This is a genomic window from Pseudomonas sp. NPDC079086, from assembly GCF_044542155.1.
Taxonomy (GTDB): domain Bacteria; phylum Pseudomonadota; class Gammaproteobacteria; order Pseudomonadales; family Pseudomonadaceae; genus Aquipseudomonas.
The window spans coordinates 1,891,842-1,906,189 of sequence record NZ_JBITTY010000001.1 but is presented as its reverse complement, the minus strand read 5'-3'; the positions used below and the strand labels follow the sequence as shown (position 1 = coordinate 1,906,189).

The following is a 14,348-nucleotide window of genomic DNA, read 5'->3' as shown; positions in this document are numbered from 1 at the left end:
TATCAGCAAGCCGCTCCTGCAACTAACGCCAAATCGTGCCGCCATGCCCCGAATAGAATTCTACGTACTCTCCACCGCCGCGCCGGCCGAACGCCTGCGTGCGGCCTGTCAGTTGGCGATGAAAGCCTGGCGCGCCGGCCTACCGGTGTTTCTGCGCGGCAGCGATGCGCAGCAATGCACCGAAGCGGATGAACTGTTGTGGCGTTTCAAGGCCGAAAGCTTTGTGCCGCACAGCCTCTACCAGGATGACGCGCAAGCACCGGTGGTAATTGGTCTAGACGAAGAGCCCAACAGCGCTCAGGGCGTGCTGATCAACCTCGGCAGCACCCTCTCACCGCAAGTCGAGCGCTTTAGCCGGGTGATTGAAATCGTCAACCAGGAACCTGACCTGCTGACCGCCTGCCGGGAGAATTTCCGCAGCTACCGGCAGCGCGGGTATGATCCAAAACGAGTCGAACTCTAGCAGGCCGTTGAAAAACTACCTGCGTTGGCAATACTGCGATAAAAGCGGCCTCGGAATGCTCATTTACAACACGTAAACTCGTGTGCGAGCCCAGTCCACTTCCTCGGCGCTTTGACCAGCCGAAGGCTGTTGCTAATGTAGCGCCTTGTCTTGCCTGCCTCGCCTATGCTTTTCAACCGCCTGCTAGTTGCACATATGGACACCCCAAAGCCTCCGCAAAAACCCGCTCAACTGCTGAACGACCTGGAGTCGATCCGCCAGCTGCTGGGCGATGAAAACCTCGAACCACCGCTGCTGATCGACTCGCTCGATCCAGATAGCATCCCCCTGCTCTCGGAAATCGTTACCCCGCCGCCCAGTGCAGTCGCGCCAAAGCCCATACCGCCGGCAGCCGCGTCAACCCTGCGTGACACCGTGAGCCAAAGCGTCAGCCGCAACAGCGAGATGAACCGCCTGGATAGCGAATTGCGCGCCGCCGCCCAGTTGATCCTGCAGGACGTGATCGACGACTTCGTGCCGCAGATCGAGGCTGAGCTGAAACGTCGCCTGGAAGCACGTCTGACGCGCCTACTGCCGCCACGCCGGCCATAAGCGCGGGCGCATCACGCCCACCAGTCAGCCGCACCACGCGCGCCCTTACGTCGCAAGGGCCATCCCCGCTATACTTGCCGGCTTTTCCGTCTAGCCGTCATAAGGGTCCCGCCGCGCATGGACAAGACCTACCAGCCGCACGCCATTGAAACCGCCCTGTACCAGAACTGGGAGGCGAATAACTACTTCGCCCCGCAAGGTGCAGGCGAGCCGTACACCATCATGATCCCGCCGCCGAACGTCACTGGCAGCCTGCACATGGGCCATGGTTTCAACAACTCGATCATGGATGCGCTGATCCGTTTCCGCCGCATGCAGGGCCGCAATACCCTGTGGCAACCGGGTACCGACCACGCCGGCATCGCTACCCAGATGGTGGTTGAGCGCCAACTGGCCGCCGATGGCATTGGCCGCCACGACCTGGGCCGCGAGAAATTCCTGGAAAAAGTCTGGGAATGGAAAGAACAGTCCGGCGGCACCATCACCCGGCAGATCCGCCGTTTGGGCAGCTCGGTGGACTGGTCGCGCGAGCGCTTCACCATGGACGACGGTCTGTCCGAATCGGTTAAAGAAGCCTTCGTGCGCCTGCACAAAGACGGTCTGATCTACCGCGGCAAGCGCCTGGTCAACTGGGACACCAAGTTCCACACCGCCATCTCCGACCTCGAAGTGGAAAACCACGACGAGAAAGGCAGCCTATGGAACCTGCGTTACCCGCTGGCTGACGGCAACAAAACCGCTGACGGCAAGGATTACCTGATCGTTGCCACTACCCGCCCGGAAACCATGCTCGGCGACAGCGCCGTAGCGGTAAACCCGAGTGACGAACGCTACCAAGCGCTGATCGGCACCTTCGTCGAACTGCCTTTGGTTGGCCGACGCATCCCGATCATCGCTGACGACTACTGCGACCCGGAATTCGGCACCGGCTGCGTGAAGATCACCCCAGCCCACGACTTCAACGACTATGAAGTCGGCAAGCGCCACAACCTGCCGCTGCTGAACATCTTCGACAAAAACGCTGCGGTACTGGCGCAAGTCCAGGCGTTCAATATCGACGGCAGTGTCAATAGCGACATCGACGGCAGCCTGCCCGCGCAATTTGCCGGCCTCGACCGTTTTGAAGCGCGCAAGCAGATCGTTGCCGCCTTCGAGGCTGCTGGCCTGCTTGAAGGCATCGAGCCGCACGCGCTGAAAGTGCCGAAAGGCGACCGCTCCGGCACCATCATCGAACCCTGGCTGACCGACCAGTGGTACGTCAGCACCAAGCCGTTGGCCGAAAAAGCCATCGCCGTGGTCGAGAGCGGTGAAATCCAGTTCGTGCCCAAGCAGTACGAAAACATGTACTTCAGCTGGATGCGCGACATTCAAGACTGGTGCATCAGCCGTCAGCTCTGGTGGGGCCACCGTATTCCTGCCTGGTACGACGATGCCGGCAACGTCTATGTCGGCCGCGACGAAGCGGAAGTACGTGCTGAACACAACCTTGGCGACGCCAACCTGCGTCAGGATGAAGACGTCCTCGATACCTGGTTCAGCTCCGGCCTGTGGACCTTCTCCACCCTCGGCTGGCCTGAGCAGACCGACGCTCTGAAAACCTTCCACCCGACCGACGTGCTAGTCACCGGTTTCGACATCATCTTCTTCTGGGTCGCCCGGATGATCATGCTGTCCACTCACCTGACCGGGCAGATTCCGTTCAAGACCGTGTACGTGCATGGTCTTGTGCGCGACGGTCAGGGCCAGAAAATGTCCAAGTCCAAGGGCAACGTGCTCGACCCGCTGGATATCGTCGATGGCATCACCCTCGACGCCCTGCTGGAGAAACGCACCACCGGTTTGATGCAGCCTAAGCTCGCCGAAAAAATCGCCAAGCAGACCAAAGCGGAATTCCCAGAAGGCATCGCCGCCTATGGCACCGACGCCCTGCGCTTTACCAACCTGGCGCTGGCCTCCACCGGCCGCGACATCAAGTTCGACATGGGCCGGGTTGAGGGTTACCGCAACTTCTGCAACAAGATCTGGAACGCCGCCAACTTCGTCATCGAGAACACCGATGGCCAGGACACCGGTATCAACGGTGAAGAAGTCGAGCTGTCCTCGGTGGACCGTTGGATCATTTCCGCTTTGCAGCGCACTGAAGCCGAAGTGACCCGCCAACTAGACGCCTTCCGCTTCGACCTGGCTGCACATGCTTTGTACGAGTTTATCTGGGACGAGTACTGCGCCTGGTACCTGGAGCTGGTTAAGCCGGTGCTGTGGGACGAGAACGCGTCGATCGAACGTCAACGCGGCACCCGTCGCACGCTGATCCGCGTGCTGGAAGTGGCGCTGCGCCTGGCGCATCCGTTTATGCCGTTCATCACTGAAGAAATCTGGCAGCGGATCAAGTCGCAGGCAGGCGTCAGCGGCGACACCATCATGCTGCAGGCCTGGCCGGTGGCTAATGAGAGCCGCATCGACGCCGCCGCTGAAGGCGACATCGAGTGGGTCAAGCAGCTGATGCTCGGCCTGCGCCAGATCCGTGGCGAGATGAAAATCTCCATGGCCAAGCGCATCGACATCATCCTGCAGAACGCCAGCGCGGAAGACCTGCGCCGCCTGGCCGATAACGCGCCGCTGCTGAACAAGCTGGCCAAGCTGGAGTCGGTACGCGTACTCGAAGCCGGCGAAGAAGCACCGATGTCTGCCACCGCCCTGGTGGGTGAGATGCAGGTACTGGTACCGATGGCCGGGCTGATCGACAAGGACGCTGAACTGGCGCGTCTGGACAAGGAAATCGCCCGCCTGAGCGGTGAAGTACAGCGCGTTGGCGGCAAGTTGAGCAACGAAGGCTTCGTCGCCAAGGCGCCGGCCGAAGTGCTCGATAAAGAGCGCGCCAAACTGGCCGAGGCTGAGCAAGCCCTGAGCAAGATGGTCGAGCAGCGCGGCAAGATCGCCGCACTCTGATCCACTGGCAACACCCGCAGCCCGCGCCCTTACCGGCGCGGGTTTCGTTTTTTCTGGGGCTGGGCTTTAGCCAGCCACAGCTCTATTGATCGACCGGTACACCCATGACTGATGCACGCTCCCCTTCCCTACTCGATGCCCTGCTGCCGATTGGCGTGCTGGTGCTGCTGCTGGGCCTTTCCGTTTACCTATATGGCGACAGCTCTTCCAGCGGGCCCAACCAGATCGCACTGATGAGTGCTGCCTTTGTCGCCGGTCTGGTCGGCCTGAAAAATGGCCTGCAGTGGGCGCAGGTCGAGGAAGGCATCCTCGCCGGCATCCACATGGCCATGAAGGCCAATCTGATTCTGCTGGCGGTTGGCGCGCTGATCGGCACCTGGATTCTCGCCGGCACCGTGCCGACCATGATCTGGTTCGGGCTCAAGCTGATTTCGGCGGAATACTTCTACGTCACCAGCTGTCTGATCTGCGCCCTCACGGCGCTGTCCATCGGCAGTTCCTGGACCGTAGCCGGCACCCTGGGTATTGGCTTGATGGGCGTAGCCGCCGGCCTGGGCCTGGACCCGGCCATCACCGCCGGGGCGATCATTTCCGGCGCCTACTTTGGCGACAAGCTCTCGCCCTTGTCAGACACCACCAACCTGGCGCCGGCTGCCGCCGGTGCCGACCTGTTCGCGCACATTCGTTACATGCTGCAGACCACCGTTCCAGCGCTGCTGATTGCCCTGGTGATTTTCTTTATCCTCGGCCAACAGGCCAGCGGCAGCCATGACACCGCGCGCATTGCCGAGGTGCTGCAAGCCCTTGAGAGCCAGTTCAGCCTCGGCTGGCACCTGCTCCTGCCCGTGGCGTTTCTGCTGTTTCTGGCGGTGCGCCAATGGGCGGCATTTCCTGCGGTGTTTCTCGCAGCGCTGGTCGGCGCCGTATTTGCGCTGATCTTTCAGGCGGATGTCATGCAACGCCTGGCAGACCCCGCTGCCGGCGCGCTGGCGCCACTGAAAACGGTGTGGACGGCGCTGTTCGCCGGTTACGAGTCCAATAGCGGCAACGTGGCGCTGGATGGCCTGCTGTCCAAGGGCGGCATGGGCAGCATGCTCACCACCGTGTGGCTGATCATCTGTGCCATGTGTTTTGGCGGCGTGCTGGAAAAGCTCGGCCTGCTGCAGCGTCTGCTACAAAGCACCCTGCACCTGGCCAAAAGCACCAGCCGCCTGATCGCCAGCACCATCGCCACCACCATAGGTAGCAACATCATCACCGCTGACCAATACATCGCCATCGTGCTGCCGGGGCGTATGTACCGCGAGGAATACGCCAAGCGCGGCCTCGCCCCGGTAACCTTGTCGCGCGCCCTGGAGGACGGCGGCACCCTGACTTCCGTGCTGGTTCCATGGAACACCTGCGGCGCCTATATGGCCGCGACCCTCGGCGTGGCGACCCTCAGCTATTTGCCGTACTGCTTCTTCAACCTGTTGATGCCGCTGCTGGCAATCTGCCTGGCGTTTATCTTCCCGCCGCAACCTTCCGTGCAGGTTGAGGCGGAACGCGACGACCTGTCGCAGGCGTAATCCCACACATTCCCCACACTGCGCATAAGCCCGCAGTGTGGGCGTACCAGGGCTAATCATTCAGTCAGGAACTAACCGCGCAAGCCCCAGGCGGGTTTACTGCGCAATAAATACCCTCCCATTTTCTGAGCAATTCAGGCATCTTCGTCGACGCATCAAAAGCCCCGGCACCTCTAATTCAATAAAAAAGCCCTGCAAATGGAATTCTGACCATGTATGCGTTGATGGCATTGATCTTTGTTCTCGGTTACCTGTGCATCGTCCTCGAACACCCGCTAAAAATCGATAAAGCCGCTTCGGCAATCCTCACCGCCGTGATCTGCTGGACCCTGCTGGTACTGGGTGCGGACAGTATTCTGCCGCTGATCGGTTCAGGCACGGCCGGCGCAAGCAGCAATGGCCATCACGTCACCGAGGAGCTGCGCCACCATTTGGGCGAGATCTCCGAGATTCTGTTCTTCCTGATGGGCGCGATGACCATCGTCGAGCTGATCGACGCCCATGAAGGGTTCAAGGTCATCACCGACCGCATCCGTACCAACAAACGCGTGACCCTGCTGTGGACCATTGCGCTGATCACCTTCTTTCTCTCGGCGGCGCTGGATAACCTGACCACCACCATCGTCATGGTCTCGCTGCTGCGCAAACTGGTCTCCGACCAGAAAGAGCGCTGGTTCTACGCGGGCATCGTGGTTATCGCAGCCAACGCCGGCGGGGCCTGGTCGCCAATTGGCGACGTGACCACAACCATGTTGTGGATTGGCAACCAGGTCACCACCAGCGGCATCGTGACCAACCTGTTTATCCCGAGCCTGGTCTGCCTGCTGGTACCGCTGCTGATTCTCAGCATGACCATGAAAGGCGAGATCCAACGCGCCGAGGTCAAGCCTTTGGCCGAAGAGCGCCGCGACCCCACCACCCCGTTCGAGCGCAACCTGGTATTCACGCTGGGTATCGGCGCCTTGGTGTTTGTCCCCGTATTCAAGACCGTGACCCACCTGCCACCTTATATGGGCATCTTGCTCGGCCTGGGCGTGCTCTGGGTGGTCACTGAAGTGATCCACCGCGGCAAAAACGACGAAGACAAACACCCGCTCTCGGTGGTCGGCGTACTGCGCCGCATCGACACCACCAGCGTGTTGTTCTTCCTCGGCATCCTGCTCGCGGTATCCAGCCTGGCCACTGCTGGCCACCTGACCCAGGTCGCCACCTTGCTGCGCGAAGGATTGGGTGATGTCTACGCCATCAACATCGCCATCGGCCTGCTGTCATCGGTGGTTGATAACGTACCGCTGGTTGCCGGCGCTATGAAAATGTACCCCCTGATAAGCCCAGAAGCCTTGGCGCTGGCGGGTTCCGACACGCCTTGGCTGAGCAACTTCCAGGTCGACGGCACCTTCTGGGAAATGCTCGCGTATTGCGCCGGCACTGGCGGTAGCTGCTTGATCATCGGTTCCGCAGCCGGTGTAGCGGCAATGGGCATGGAGAAGATCAACTTCATCTGGTACCTGAAAAAAATCAGCCTGCTGGCCTTTGTCGGTTATATCGCCGGTGCAGCAACCTATATTGCGATTGCTACCCTGAGCTGAACACAACCGGACCGTGCGCCGAGCTGGCGCACGGCATCAAGCCTGGAGCATGGCCCCATGGACGTGAGTAAAACCCGCACCAGCTTCTACCGCCGCCTGTATGTGGCCTGGCTGATCGACAGTGGCACCGCCACCAGTGTCCCGGCGCTGATAGAAGCCACTGGCATGCCACGACGCACCGCCCAGGACACCCTAAGCGCCCTGACCGAACTGGATATCGAATGCGCATTCGCCCAACAAAGCGGCGAACGAAACAACGCTGGCCACTATGAAATTCGCGACTGGGGCGCGATCAACCCCCAGTGGATTGCCGCTCATCTCGAGCAGATCAAGACCGTGCTGGGCTACCCCTAAACTACCGAGGCCGCCATGCGCAGCTCCCGCCGCCTACTGCTGGTCATTGTGTTTCTGCTCGGCTTGTTTGTGCTGTTCGAAACCCTGGGTATCCGCGCACAGTTCAACCTGGATGCCTTGCAGGCGCTGATTCTTATGCACCCGGTCGCCGGCCTGCTGCTGTTTATTCTGCTGTTTGCCCTCGGCAATCTGATCCAGATTCCCGGCTGGGTATTTCTCGCGGCTGCAGTGCTGGCACTGGGGCGGATTTATGGCGGCATCGTCACCTATGTAGCGGCCTGCGTGTCCTGCATCGTCACCTACATCACTATTCGCTATCTGGGCGGTAACGCCCTGCGCGAGCTGAACAATCCCCTGGCGCAACGCCTGCTAAGTGGTCTCGACCGCCGCCCACTGGCCAGCATTATTATCTTGCGCATGCTGTTTCAGACCGTACCGGCGTTGAACTATGCGCTGGCCCTGTCCGGCGTACGCTTTCGCACCTACCTGCTCGGCACCCTGCTCGGCCTGCCGCTGCCGATTGCCCTGTACTGCGTGTTCTTCGATTACCTGGCCATGCTGCTGAATATTGCCCACTAGAGCTGGCATTGCGCGTTTACATAAGGTCGACAAGCAAGCGGCGCCCAGCTGTGGGAAAATCCCGCGCCCCAAGCCTGCGATCTGCCTGCCATGTCCCTGCCGCCGAAACGCCCCAGCCGTAAACCCGCCGCGCCGCGCTCTGCTCCCAGCAAATCTGCTGCGGCCAAGCCGGATGCAAGCAAGGGTCAGTTGCACCCACGCAATCGCCACCAGGGGCGCTATGACTTTCCGGCGCTGATCAAGGCCAGTCCCGAGCTGACAGCCTTTGTGATCATCAATCCGTATGGCAATGAGAGCATCGACTTCGCCAACCCGGCGGCGGTCAAGGTATTCAACCGGGCGCTGCTCAAGCAGTTCTATGGCATCCAGCATTGGGATATTCCAGCGGACTACCTGTGCCCGCCGATCCCCGGCCGCGCGGATTATTTGCATTACCTGGCCGACCTGCTGGCGGCCAGCAATGGCGGCGAGATCCCGCGCGGGGCCATGGTGCGTGCTCTGGATGTCGGCGTAGGTGCCAACTGCATTTACCCGCTGCTGGGTAACCGCGAATATGCCTGGCAGTTTCTCGGTTCGGACATCGCCGCCAGCGCCATTGCCTCGGCCAAGGCCATCGTGCAGGCCAACCCGGGCTTGAGCAGCGCCATCGAACTGCGTCTGCAGAGCGACAGCGCGCATATCTTTCAGGGCCTGCTGCACAGCGCAGAACGCTTTGACCTGACCCTGTGCAACCCACCCTTCCACGCCAGCGCCGAAGAAGCCAGCAGCGGCAGCAAACGCAAATGGCGCAACCTGGGCAAACTCGACCCCAAGCGCAAACTGCCGGTTCTGAACTTCGGCGGTCAGGCGGCAGAGCTGTGGTGCAAGGGCGGTGAAGCGGCGTTTGTCAGCCAGTTGATCAGGGAAAGTATCGACGTCGGCCAGCAGGTGCTGTGGTTTAGCAGCCTGATCTCCAAGGCTGGCAACCTGCCGGGCGTCTACAGCGCGCTGAAAAAAGCCGGCGCGCTAAAGGTACAAACCGTGGAAATGGCTCAAGGCCAGAAACAGAGCCGTTTTGTTGCCTGGACCTTCCAGACACCGGAGCAGCAGCAGGCCTGGCGAAAAGAACGCTGGTCGTAGGATGAGTCGGGACGCGTAGCCTGACGGGATGCCGTATTACACAGCTTTAGCTGCCCGCAGGGCGAGGGACATGGATGTTCCTCGTGATAGCCATGCTGCCTACAGCGCCATGATGGGTTTAGCCGCAACGCTATAGCGACATCGCGCCGGTTATATGCTGCGGCTAACCCACCATACGCTTGATTCAGGCGTTACTTGAGCAGTTCGAACAGCGCGACGTTGCCGCTCTTCTCCAGGCCGGTAACGAGGAAATGCCGACCGTTGTGCTCGACATGCGCCAGACCTTCCGGCGCCAGCTTGCCGGAACCGGCGCCTTCGCCAGCACCGACTACCTGCAGCACCTTGGGTTGCTCCGGCTGATCGAGATCGATCAGGGCCAGAGAGTCCGCACGCTCCAGAGTAGCCACCACCAGGCGTTTGCCGAAGGCATCAAAACTCACCACGCCTTCCGGCTCGCTGCCCTTGTTGGGGCTGCGCACATCTGGGTAAACACCGGCCTGAGCAGCCATATCATCGAGCTGGCTGCCGGTATCGCCGAGCAGCTTGCCACTCATAGCGTCAAACACGCTGACCGTGCGCCCACCACCGCTGGGCAGGCCAGCCTTGGTCTTGGCGATTTTCGGATCGGTATCGCCTTCATCGGCACTGATCAGGTAACGGCCATCGGCGCTGACTGCCAGGGCATCCGGCTCGCGCAGGGCGAACAACTCGGCACTCGGGTCGTACTTGCCGTCATCCAGAATATCCGCCGCATGGCGCACCGTACCCAAGCCAAAAACCTTGCCCAGTTTGCCCTGCATAACATCAATTACAGCAACTGCATTGTTTTCCTGCAGGCTGACGTAAGCACGTGCACCGTCCGGGCTGAAAGCCACGTATTCCGGTTCGATATGCTCCGGGCTGGTGCCGAACGGCACTTTCAGCTCTTCGCCGTCGATCAACCGCTCCAGCATGCGTTGATGCTCAGCCTGGGTCGCACCCTCGACACCGGCCAGGTCTGGCAGCGCAATCAGGCTGTGCTTGGCGGCAGCCACACCGCCGCGCAGGTCGATCAGGCTGATCGAGCCTTCACCGCTACGAAATCCCTCACCGTCGCGCACATAGCCTTCACCTTCGTTGGCCACCACGATGAAATCACCCGTGGGCGAAAACGCCACGCTGTCCGGCCAAATGCCGATTTCCAGGGTATTGAGCAGTTTGCCATCGGCCGCCGCGCGCAACTCGATCCGGCCGCTTTTCAGGCCATCGCTGTTGCGGATACACGCAGCAAAGAGGTCTTCGCTGGGGTGGAAGGCCACCGATGTGATCTCCCCTGCCCCTTCGGTCACCAGGTTGTAGCGTGCTAATCGATTGAGGCCCTTGGCTGGGTCCAGTTGCAGAATATCCACCAACCCTTCGGCACTATTAGAGACAACCACACGCATGCTTGACGCCTGCACGCTGACAATTTCAGTGCCTTCAGCAAAGCCGCTCTGGTACAGCGCCAAGGGTTTCAGCTCTAGGGCAGACGCCAATGGCGCCAAGGCAAAAAGCGCACACAATGTAGGGATTCGCAGCACAGCAACTATCCTTATGCAAAGACATGGGGATTGAACAAATCCGCAGCAGTCTTCACCCGCAGGATGACGTTTTAATGAAGCATTAATGGCGTTTCATCCACAGCACTGCGATGGTATTACTGTGCGACTAGCTAACACGCACCTGCATTATCGGTTGCAGTAAGGGGCACCAATGAAGTGGAAAAACCTGTTCGTGGTTGCGTGCTTGCTGCTGGGACTGCCCACACAAGCCAGCGAACAGCCCGAATTGAAGATAAGCGCCGGTGATTGGCCGCCTTACCTGTCCAGCGACTTGAAACACAATGGCGTCATCGCGCACCTGATCAGCGATCTATTTGCCGACGAGGGTTATCGCGTCAGCTTTCAGTTCCTGCCTTGGCCGCGGGCCTATTCTGCCGCCGCAGCCGGCCGCTTTGACGCCACCGCGGTATGGATGCACAAGGACGAACGCGAAGCTGACTTTCTGTTCAGCGCACCGCTGCTCGACGAGCAGTTTGTGTTCTTTCACCTGAAAAGCCTGCCCTTCGACTGGCGGCGCTTCGACGACCTCACCGGCATGACCCTCGGAGGCGGGCTGGAGTACAGCTACGGCCCGGGCTTTGATGCCTTCCTCGCCGAGAACAAGGTGAAAATGGAACGCGTCTCCAACGACCAACAGAACTTCGACAAACTACTCAAGGAGCGCGTGGTGCTCTACCCGCAGGAGATGAACGTGGGTTATGCCGCCTTACGCAGCCACTTCAGCCCGGAAGATCAGGCCAAGATCACTCATCACCCGAAACCGCTGCTGGTCAACCTCAGCTATCTGATGCTGCCGAAAAGCCTGGAGGGCAGTCCAGCGTTGCTTGAGCGCTTCAACAAGCGTCTACAGCGCTACCGTGAAAGCGGACGTTACCAGCGATATTTCGATGATCTAAAGCAAGGCAAGTACCAAGCGGAGCCCTCAGCATCCCCCACAAGCGAGTAAAAGCCGGGCCTTTGATGCACAACTGGCTACAGTTGTCTTAGAGAATCACATGCACTTAAAGAACAAGAAAAAATGCCCGAACAGGCCCCTCTATCGTCAACGGCCCGGACAAGGAACTCATCGATGACGCCTCGACAGCTGCTGCGCGGCCTGATCCTCATCTGCCTGCTGGCACCTGGGTTATCTGCTGCTGCGGAACCCGGCTTGAGCGCGGATGAAATCCGTATCGGCATGGTCAATGCACAAAGCGGCCCGGCCGCAGCGCTGGGTTTAGGCATGCTCAATGGCGCCCAGGCCTACTTCAAGCGCGTCAACGCCGAAGGCGGGGTACATGGCCGGCGTATCAGCCTGCTCAGCTTGGACGATGGCTATGAGCCCAGCCGTACTGCCGCACATACCCGCAGCCTGCTGAAAACCCAACAGGTGTTCGCCCTGTTCGGCTATGTCGGCACGCCCACCTCGCGTGCGGCCCTGCCACTGGCTCTACGCGCACAGGTGCCTTACCTGTTCCCCTTTACCGGCGCCGAATTTCTGCGCACACCACCAAAACCCGGGGTGTTTAATATTCGTGCCTCCTATATCGAGGAAACCGAGCAGCTGGTCGAGCGCGTGACCAAGGATCTCAAGCTGAGCAAGATCGCCATCCTGATGCAGGACGACTCGTTCGGTGAGTCGGTCAAGGGCGGCCTTAACGGCGCCCTGCTCAAGCGCGGCCTGGAGATTTATGCGCAGGCGCGTATCCAACGCAACTCGCTGGCGGTGGAGGCTGCCATCAAGTCGCTGCAACGCACACAACCTGAGGCGGTATTCTTTGTCGGTACCTACCGGCAACTGGCGGTAGCGATCAAGCAGGCAAAGGCTACCGGCTTTAATACGCGTTTTATCAGTGTGTCGTTTATCGGTACTGCGGGTTTTATCCGCGAGGTCGGCAGTGACGGAGATGGGGTCTATATCACTCAGGTGGTGCCCTCCCCAGAAGACACATCACGCGCACTGGTGCAGGCCTATCAAGCCGATATGCAAGCCAGCGACTTTGACCATGCTTCGCTGGAGGGTTATATCGGCGCTGCGGTGTTTACTCAGGCGCTACGCAAGGCCGGTGCGCAGCCTACTCGGGAGACGTTTCTCGATGCGCTGGAACACCTCAACACGGACCTTGGCGGCTTCAAGGTGGCGTTTTCACGCAGCCAGCATCAGGGCTCAAGCGCGGTATTCCTGACCCGCATCGAGAATGGCCAAGCCATCCCCGTCAGCACGATGCGCTAACGTCCGACTAGCTGCCCCTGGAGCAGATCAGCCACCGGCAACGCCACGCCGAGGCGGCTGAGGTTCCAGTAATGCCCTTCCAGGGTGCGATTGACCAGCAAGGTTGCCGGCGACGGCTGCAGACTGCCCAACGCGCCTAGCACATCGGGCAGCAGCCGTTGCACCTGCTCATGCAGCGGCGTAGCGGCAAAATCCCAATGCACCCCAGGCTGCAGCAGCGGCCCGAGCAGACCATGTAACTGACGGTATAAGCCATAGGGGGTGGTCGACTGCGGCTGGCGCGTACCGAGCGCCTGGAAGGCCTTTTCCAGCTGCTCGCCGTCGCGGGCCTGCAGGGCCTTGTAGGTTTGCACATAAGCCGCCAGCAAAGGCGCAGACAGCGCCTGCACACAACCGAAGTCATACACCACCAGCTCACCGGCTGCGGTATAGGCGAAATTACCGGGATGCGGGTCGGCATGCAGCAAGCCCAACTCGAAGGCCTGGGCACTCAGCCAACGCACCAAGGTCAGGGCCAAGCGCTCCCGTACTTCAGCACTGGCCTGGCTGACCTCGGCAAACGGCAAACCGGCTTCCTCGCTTAGCGCCAGTACTCCAGGCCGGCAAAGGTCTTCCTGCGGTATCGGCAGACGCAGGCCCGGCCAGTCGGCGAAATGCGAGCGAAACTCCTGTAGGCGACGCATCTCGGCCGAGTAATCCAGCTCAGCCTCGATCACCGCCGCCAGCTCCTGATACAGGTCCTCCAGTTGCTCAGCTGGCGCGCGAAATAAACGCCCCAGCGGCAGCAAACGGCGTAGCTGACGCAGATCCGCCTGGCAGATTTCGGCGATACCCGGATATTGCACCTTGAGCACCAGCGCCCGGCCATCGGCCGCTATCGCGCGATGCACCTGCCCAAGCGACGCGGCAGCAAAGGGTTGTTCGTCTATCTGCTGAAAGAACTGCCCAAGATCCGCGCCATACTCCTGCTGCAGATGCCCGCGCAACGCGCTGAATGGCAACGCCGGTACGCGGTTCTGTAGCGAACTCAGTGCCAGCGCCACTGGCTCAGGCAGTACACCCTGCCACTGCGAGGCCATTTGCCCCAGTTTGAGCACCGGGCCTTTCATCTCGCCCAGTACATCCGAGAGCAGATCGCCTACCGGCTGCCAGTCAATTCCGCTGCGCCCTGGTCGCAAGCTCTGCCCCAGCACGCTGCCGCCGATACGCGTAGCGGTGCCTGCCAACGTGAGAAAGCGACCAAGCGCAGAGGCAGACGGTGGAGCGGCGGGTGGCTTGGCCATGCGGCAATACTCATCGAGGCGAAACACGATCATGCGCCTGCGTCTGGCAGGCACCAAGCAT

General features: G+C 60.5%; 12 protein-coding genes. 10 read left to right on the top strand and 2 right to left on the bottom strand.

What is annotated here, in order from left to right; all coding sequences use genetic code 11:
- Positions 1–43: 43 nt before the first annotated feature.
- The 8 genes from ACIGEK_RS08900 (at position 44) to rlmF (ending at position 9,212) form a co-directional block, all read left to right on the top strand.
- Positions 44–463, top strand: a complete 420-nt coding sequence (locus ACIGEK_RS08900; protein ID WP_397492931.1) for a DNA polymerase III subunit chi — start codon at positions 44–46, stop codon at positions 461–463.
- Positions 464–658: 195 nt separating this feature from the next.
- Positions 659–1,054 carry a DNA polymerase III subunit chi gene (locus ACIGEK_RS08895; protein ID WP_397492930.1) on the top strand — a complete coding sequence of 132 codons (396 nt, stop codon included), beginning with the start codon at positions 659–661 and terminating at the stop codon, positions 1,052–1,054.
- A 117-nt stretch (positions 1,055–1,171) separates the two neighbouring features.
- Positions 1,172–4,003 carry a valine--tRNA ligase gene (locus ACIGEK_RS08890; protein ID WP_397492929.1) on the top strand — a complete coding sequence of 944 codons (2,832 nt, stop codon included), beginning with the start codon at positions 1,172–1,174 and terminating at the stop codon, positions 4,001–4,003.
- Between the two features lie 104 nt (positions 4,004–4,107).
- The gene (nhaC, locus tag ACIGEK_RS08885; RefSeq protein ID WP_397492928.1) at positions 4,108–5,571 is read left to right on the top strand and encodes a Na+/H+ antiporter NhaC; all 1,464 of its coding nucleotides are present in this window, start codon (positions 4,108–4,110) and stop codon (positions 5,569–5,571) included.
- Positions 5,572–5,783: 212 nt separating this feature from the next.
- A complete protein-coding gene (gene nhaD / locus ACIGEK_RS08880) occupies positions 5,784–7,160 on the top strand; it encodes a sodium:proton antiporter NhaD (protein WP_397492927.1) in 1,377 nt (458 codons plus the stop codon).
- A gap of 57 nt (positions 7,161–7,217) precedes the next feature.
- The gene (locus ACIGEK_RS08875) at positions 7,218–7,514 is read left to right on the top strand and encodes a helix-turn-helix domain-containing protein (RefSeq protein ID WP_397492926.1); all 297 of its coding nucleotides are present in this window, start codon (positions 7,218–7,220) and stop codon (positions 7,512–7,514) included.
- Between the two features lie 15 nt (positions 7,515–7,529).
- On the top strand, positions 7,530–8,093 hold the full coding sequence (locus ACIGEK_RS08870; RefSeq protein WP_397492925.1) for a VTT domain-containing protein: 564 nt from the start codon (positions 7,530–7,532) through the stop codon (positions 8,091–8,093).
- Positions 8,094–8,183: 90 nt separating this feature from the next.
- Positions 8,184–9,212, top strand: coding sequence for a 23S rRNA (adenine(1618)-N(6))-methyltransferase RlmF (gene rlmF / locus ACIGEK_RS08865; protein ID WP_397492924.1), 1,029 nt, complete (start codon positions 8,184–8,186; stop codon positions 9,210–9,212).
- 191 nt (positions 9,213–9,403) lie between these two features.
- On the opposite strand, the gene ACIGEK_RS08860 is transcribed toward rlmF, so the two are convergent.
- Positions 9,404–10,771: a choice-of-anchor I domain-containing protein gene (locus ACIGEK_RS08860; protein ID WP_397492923.1), complete on the bottom strand. Its 1,368-nt coding sequence runs from the start codon at positions 10,769–10,771 to the stop codon at positions 9,404–9,406.
- A gap of 172 nt (positions 10,772–10,943) precedes the next feature.
- Between ACIGEK_RS08860 and ACIGEK_RS08855 the strand changes: the two genes are divergently transcribed.
- Both ACIGEK_RS08855 and ACIGEK_RS08850 read left to right on the top strand, forming a co-directional pair.
- Positions 10,944–11,738, top strand: a complete 795-nt coding sequence (locus ACIGEK_RS08855; RefSeq protein ID WP_397492922.1) for a substrate-binding periplasmic protein — start codon at positions 10,944–10,946, stop codon at positions 11,736–11,738.
- Positions 11,739–11,861: 123 nt separating this feature from the next.
- Positions 11,862–13,004 carry an ABC transporter substrate-binding protein gene (locus ACIGEK_RS08850; RefSeq protein ID WP_397492921.1) on the top strand — a complete coding sequence of 381 codons (1,143 nt, stop codon included), beginning with the start codon at positions 11,862–11,864 and terminating at the stop codon, positions 13,002–13,004.
- Here the strand turns inward: ACIGEK_RS08850 and ACIGEK_RS08845 are convergent.
- Entirely contained in the window at positions 13,001–14,320 is a 1,320-nt protein-coding gene (locus tag ACIGEK_RS08845) for an ABC1 kinase family protein (RefSeq protein ID WP_397492920.1), read from the bottom strand. The genes ACIGEK_RS08850 and ACIGEK_RS08845 overlap by 4 nt on opposite strands.
- Positions 14,321–14,348: the final 28 nt, after the last annotated feature.

Coding starts and splice junctions, on each gene's coding strand:
- ACIGEK_RS08900 (WP_397492931.1), top strand. CDS start 44: ATGCCCCGAATAGAATTCTACGTACTCTCCACCGCCGCGCCGGCCGAA.
- ACIGEK_RS08895 (WP_397492930.1), top strand. CDS start 659: ATGGACACCCCAAAGCCTCCGCAAAAACCCGCTCAACTGCTGAACGAC.
- ACIGEK_RS08890 (WP_397492929.1), top strand. CDS start 1,172: ATGGACAAGACCTACCAGCCGCACGCCATTGAAACCGCCCTGTACCAG.
- nhaC (WP_397492928.1), top strand. CDS start 4,108: ATGACTGATGCACGCTCCCCTTCCCTACTCGATGCCCTGCTGCCGATT.
- nhaD (WP_397492927.1), top strand. CDS start 5,784: ATGTATGCGTTGATGGCATTGATCTTTGTTCTCGGTTACCTGTGCATC.
- ACIGEK_RS08875 (WP_397492926.1), top strand. CDS start 7,218: ATGGACGTGAGTAAAACCCGCACCAGCTTCTACCGCCGCCTGTATGTG.
- ACIGEK_RS08870 (WP_397492925.1), top strand. CDS start 7,530: ATGCGCAGCTCCCGCCGCCTACTGCTGGTCATTGTGTTTCTGCTCGGC.
- rlmF (WP_397492924.1), top strand. CDS start 8,184: ATGTCCCTGCCGCCGAAACGCCCCAGCCGTAAACCCGCCGCGCCGCGC.
- ACIGEK_RS08855 (WP_397492922.1), top strand. CDS start 10,944: ATGAAGTGGAAAAACCTGTTCGTGGTTGCGTGCTTGCTGCTGGGACTG.
- ACIGEK_RS08850 (WP_397492921.1), top strand. CDS start 11,862: ATGACGCCTCGACAGCTGCTGCGCGGCCTGATCCTCATCTGCCTGCTG.
- ACIGEK_RS08845 (WP_397492920.1), bottom strand. CDS start 14,320: ATGATCGTGTTTCGCCTCGATGAGTATTGCCGCATGGCCAAGCCACCC.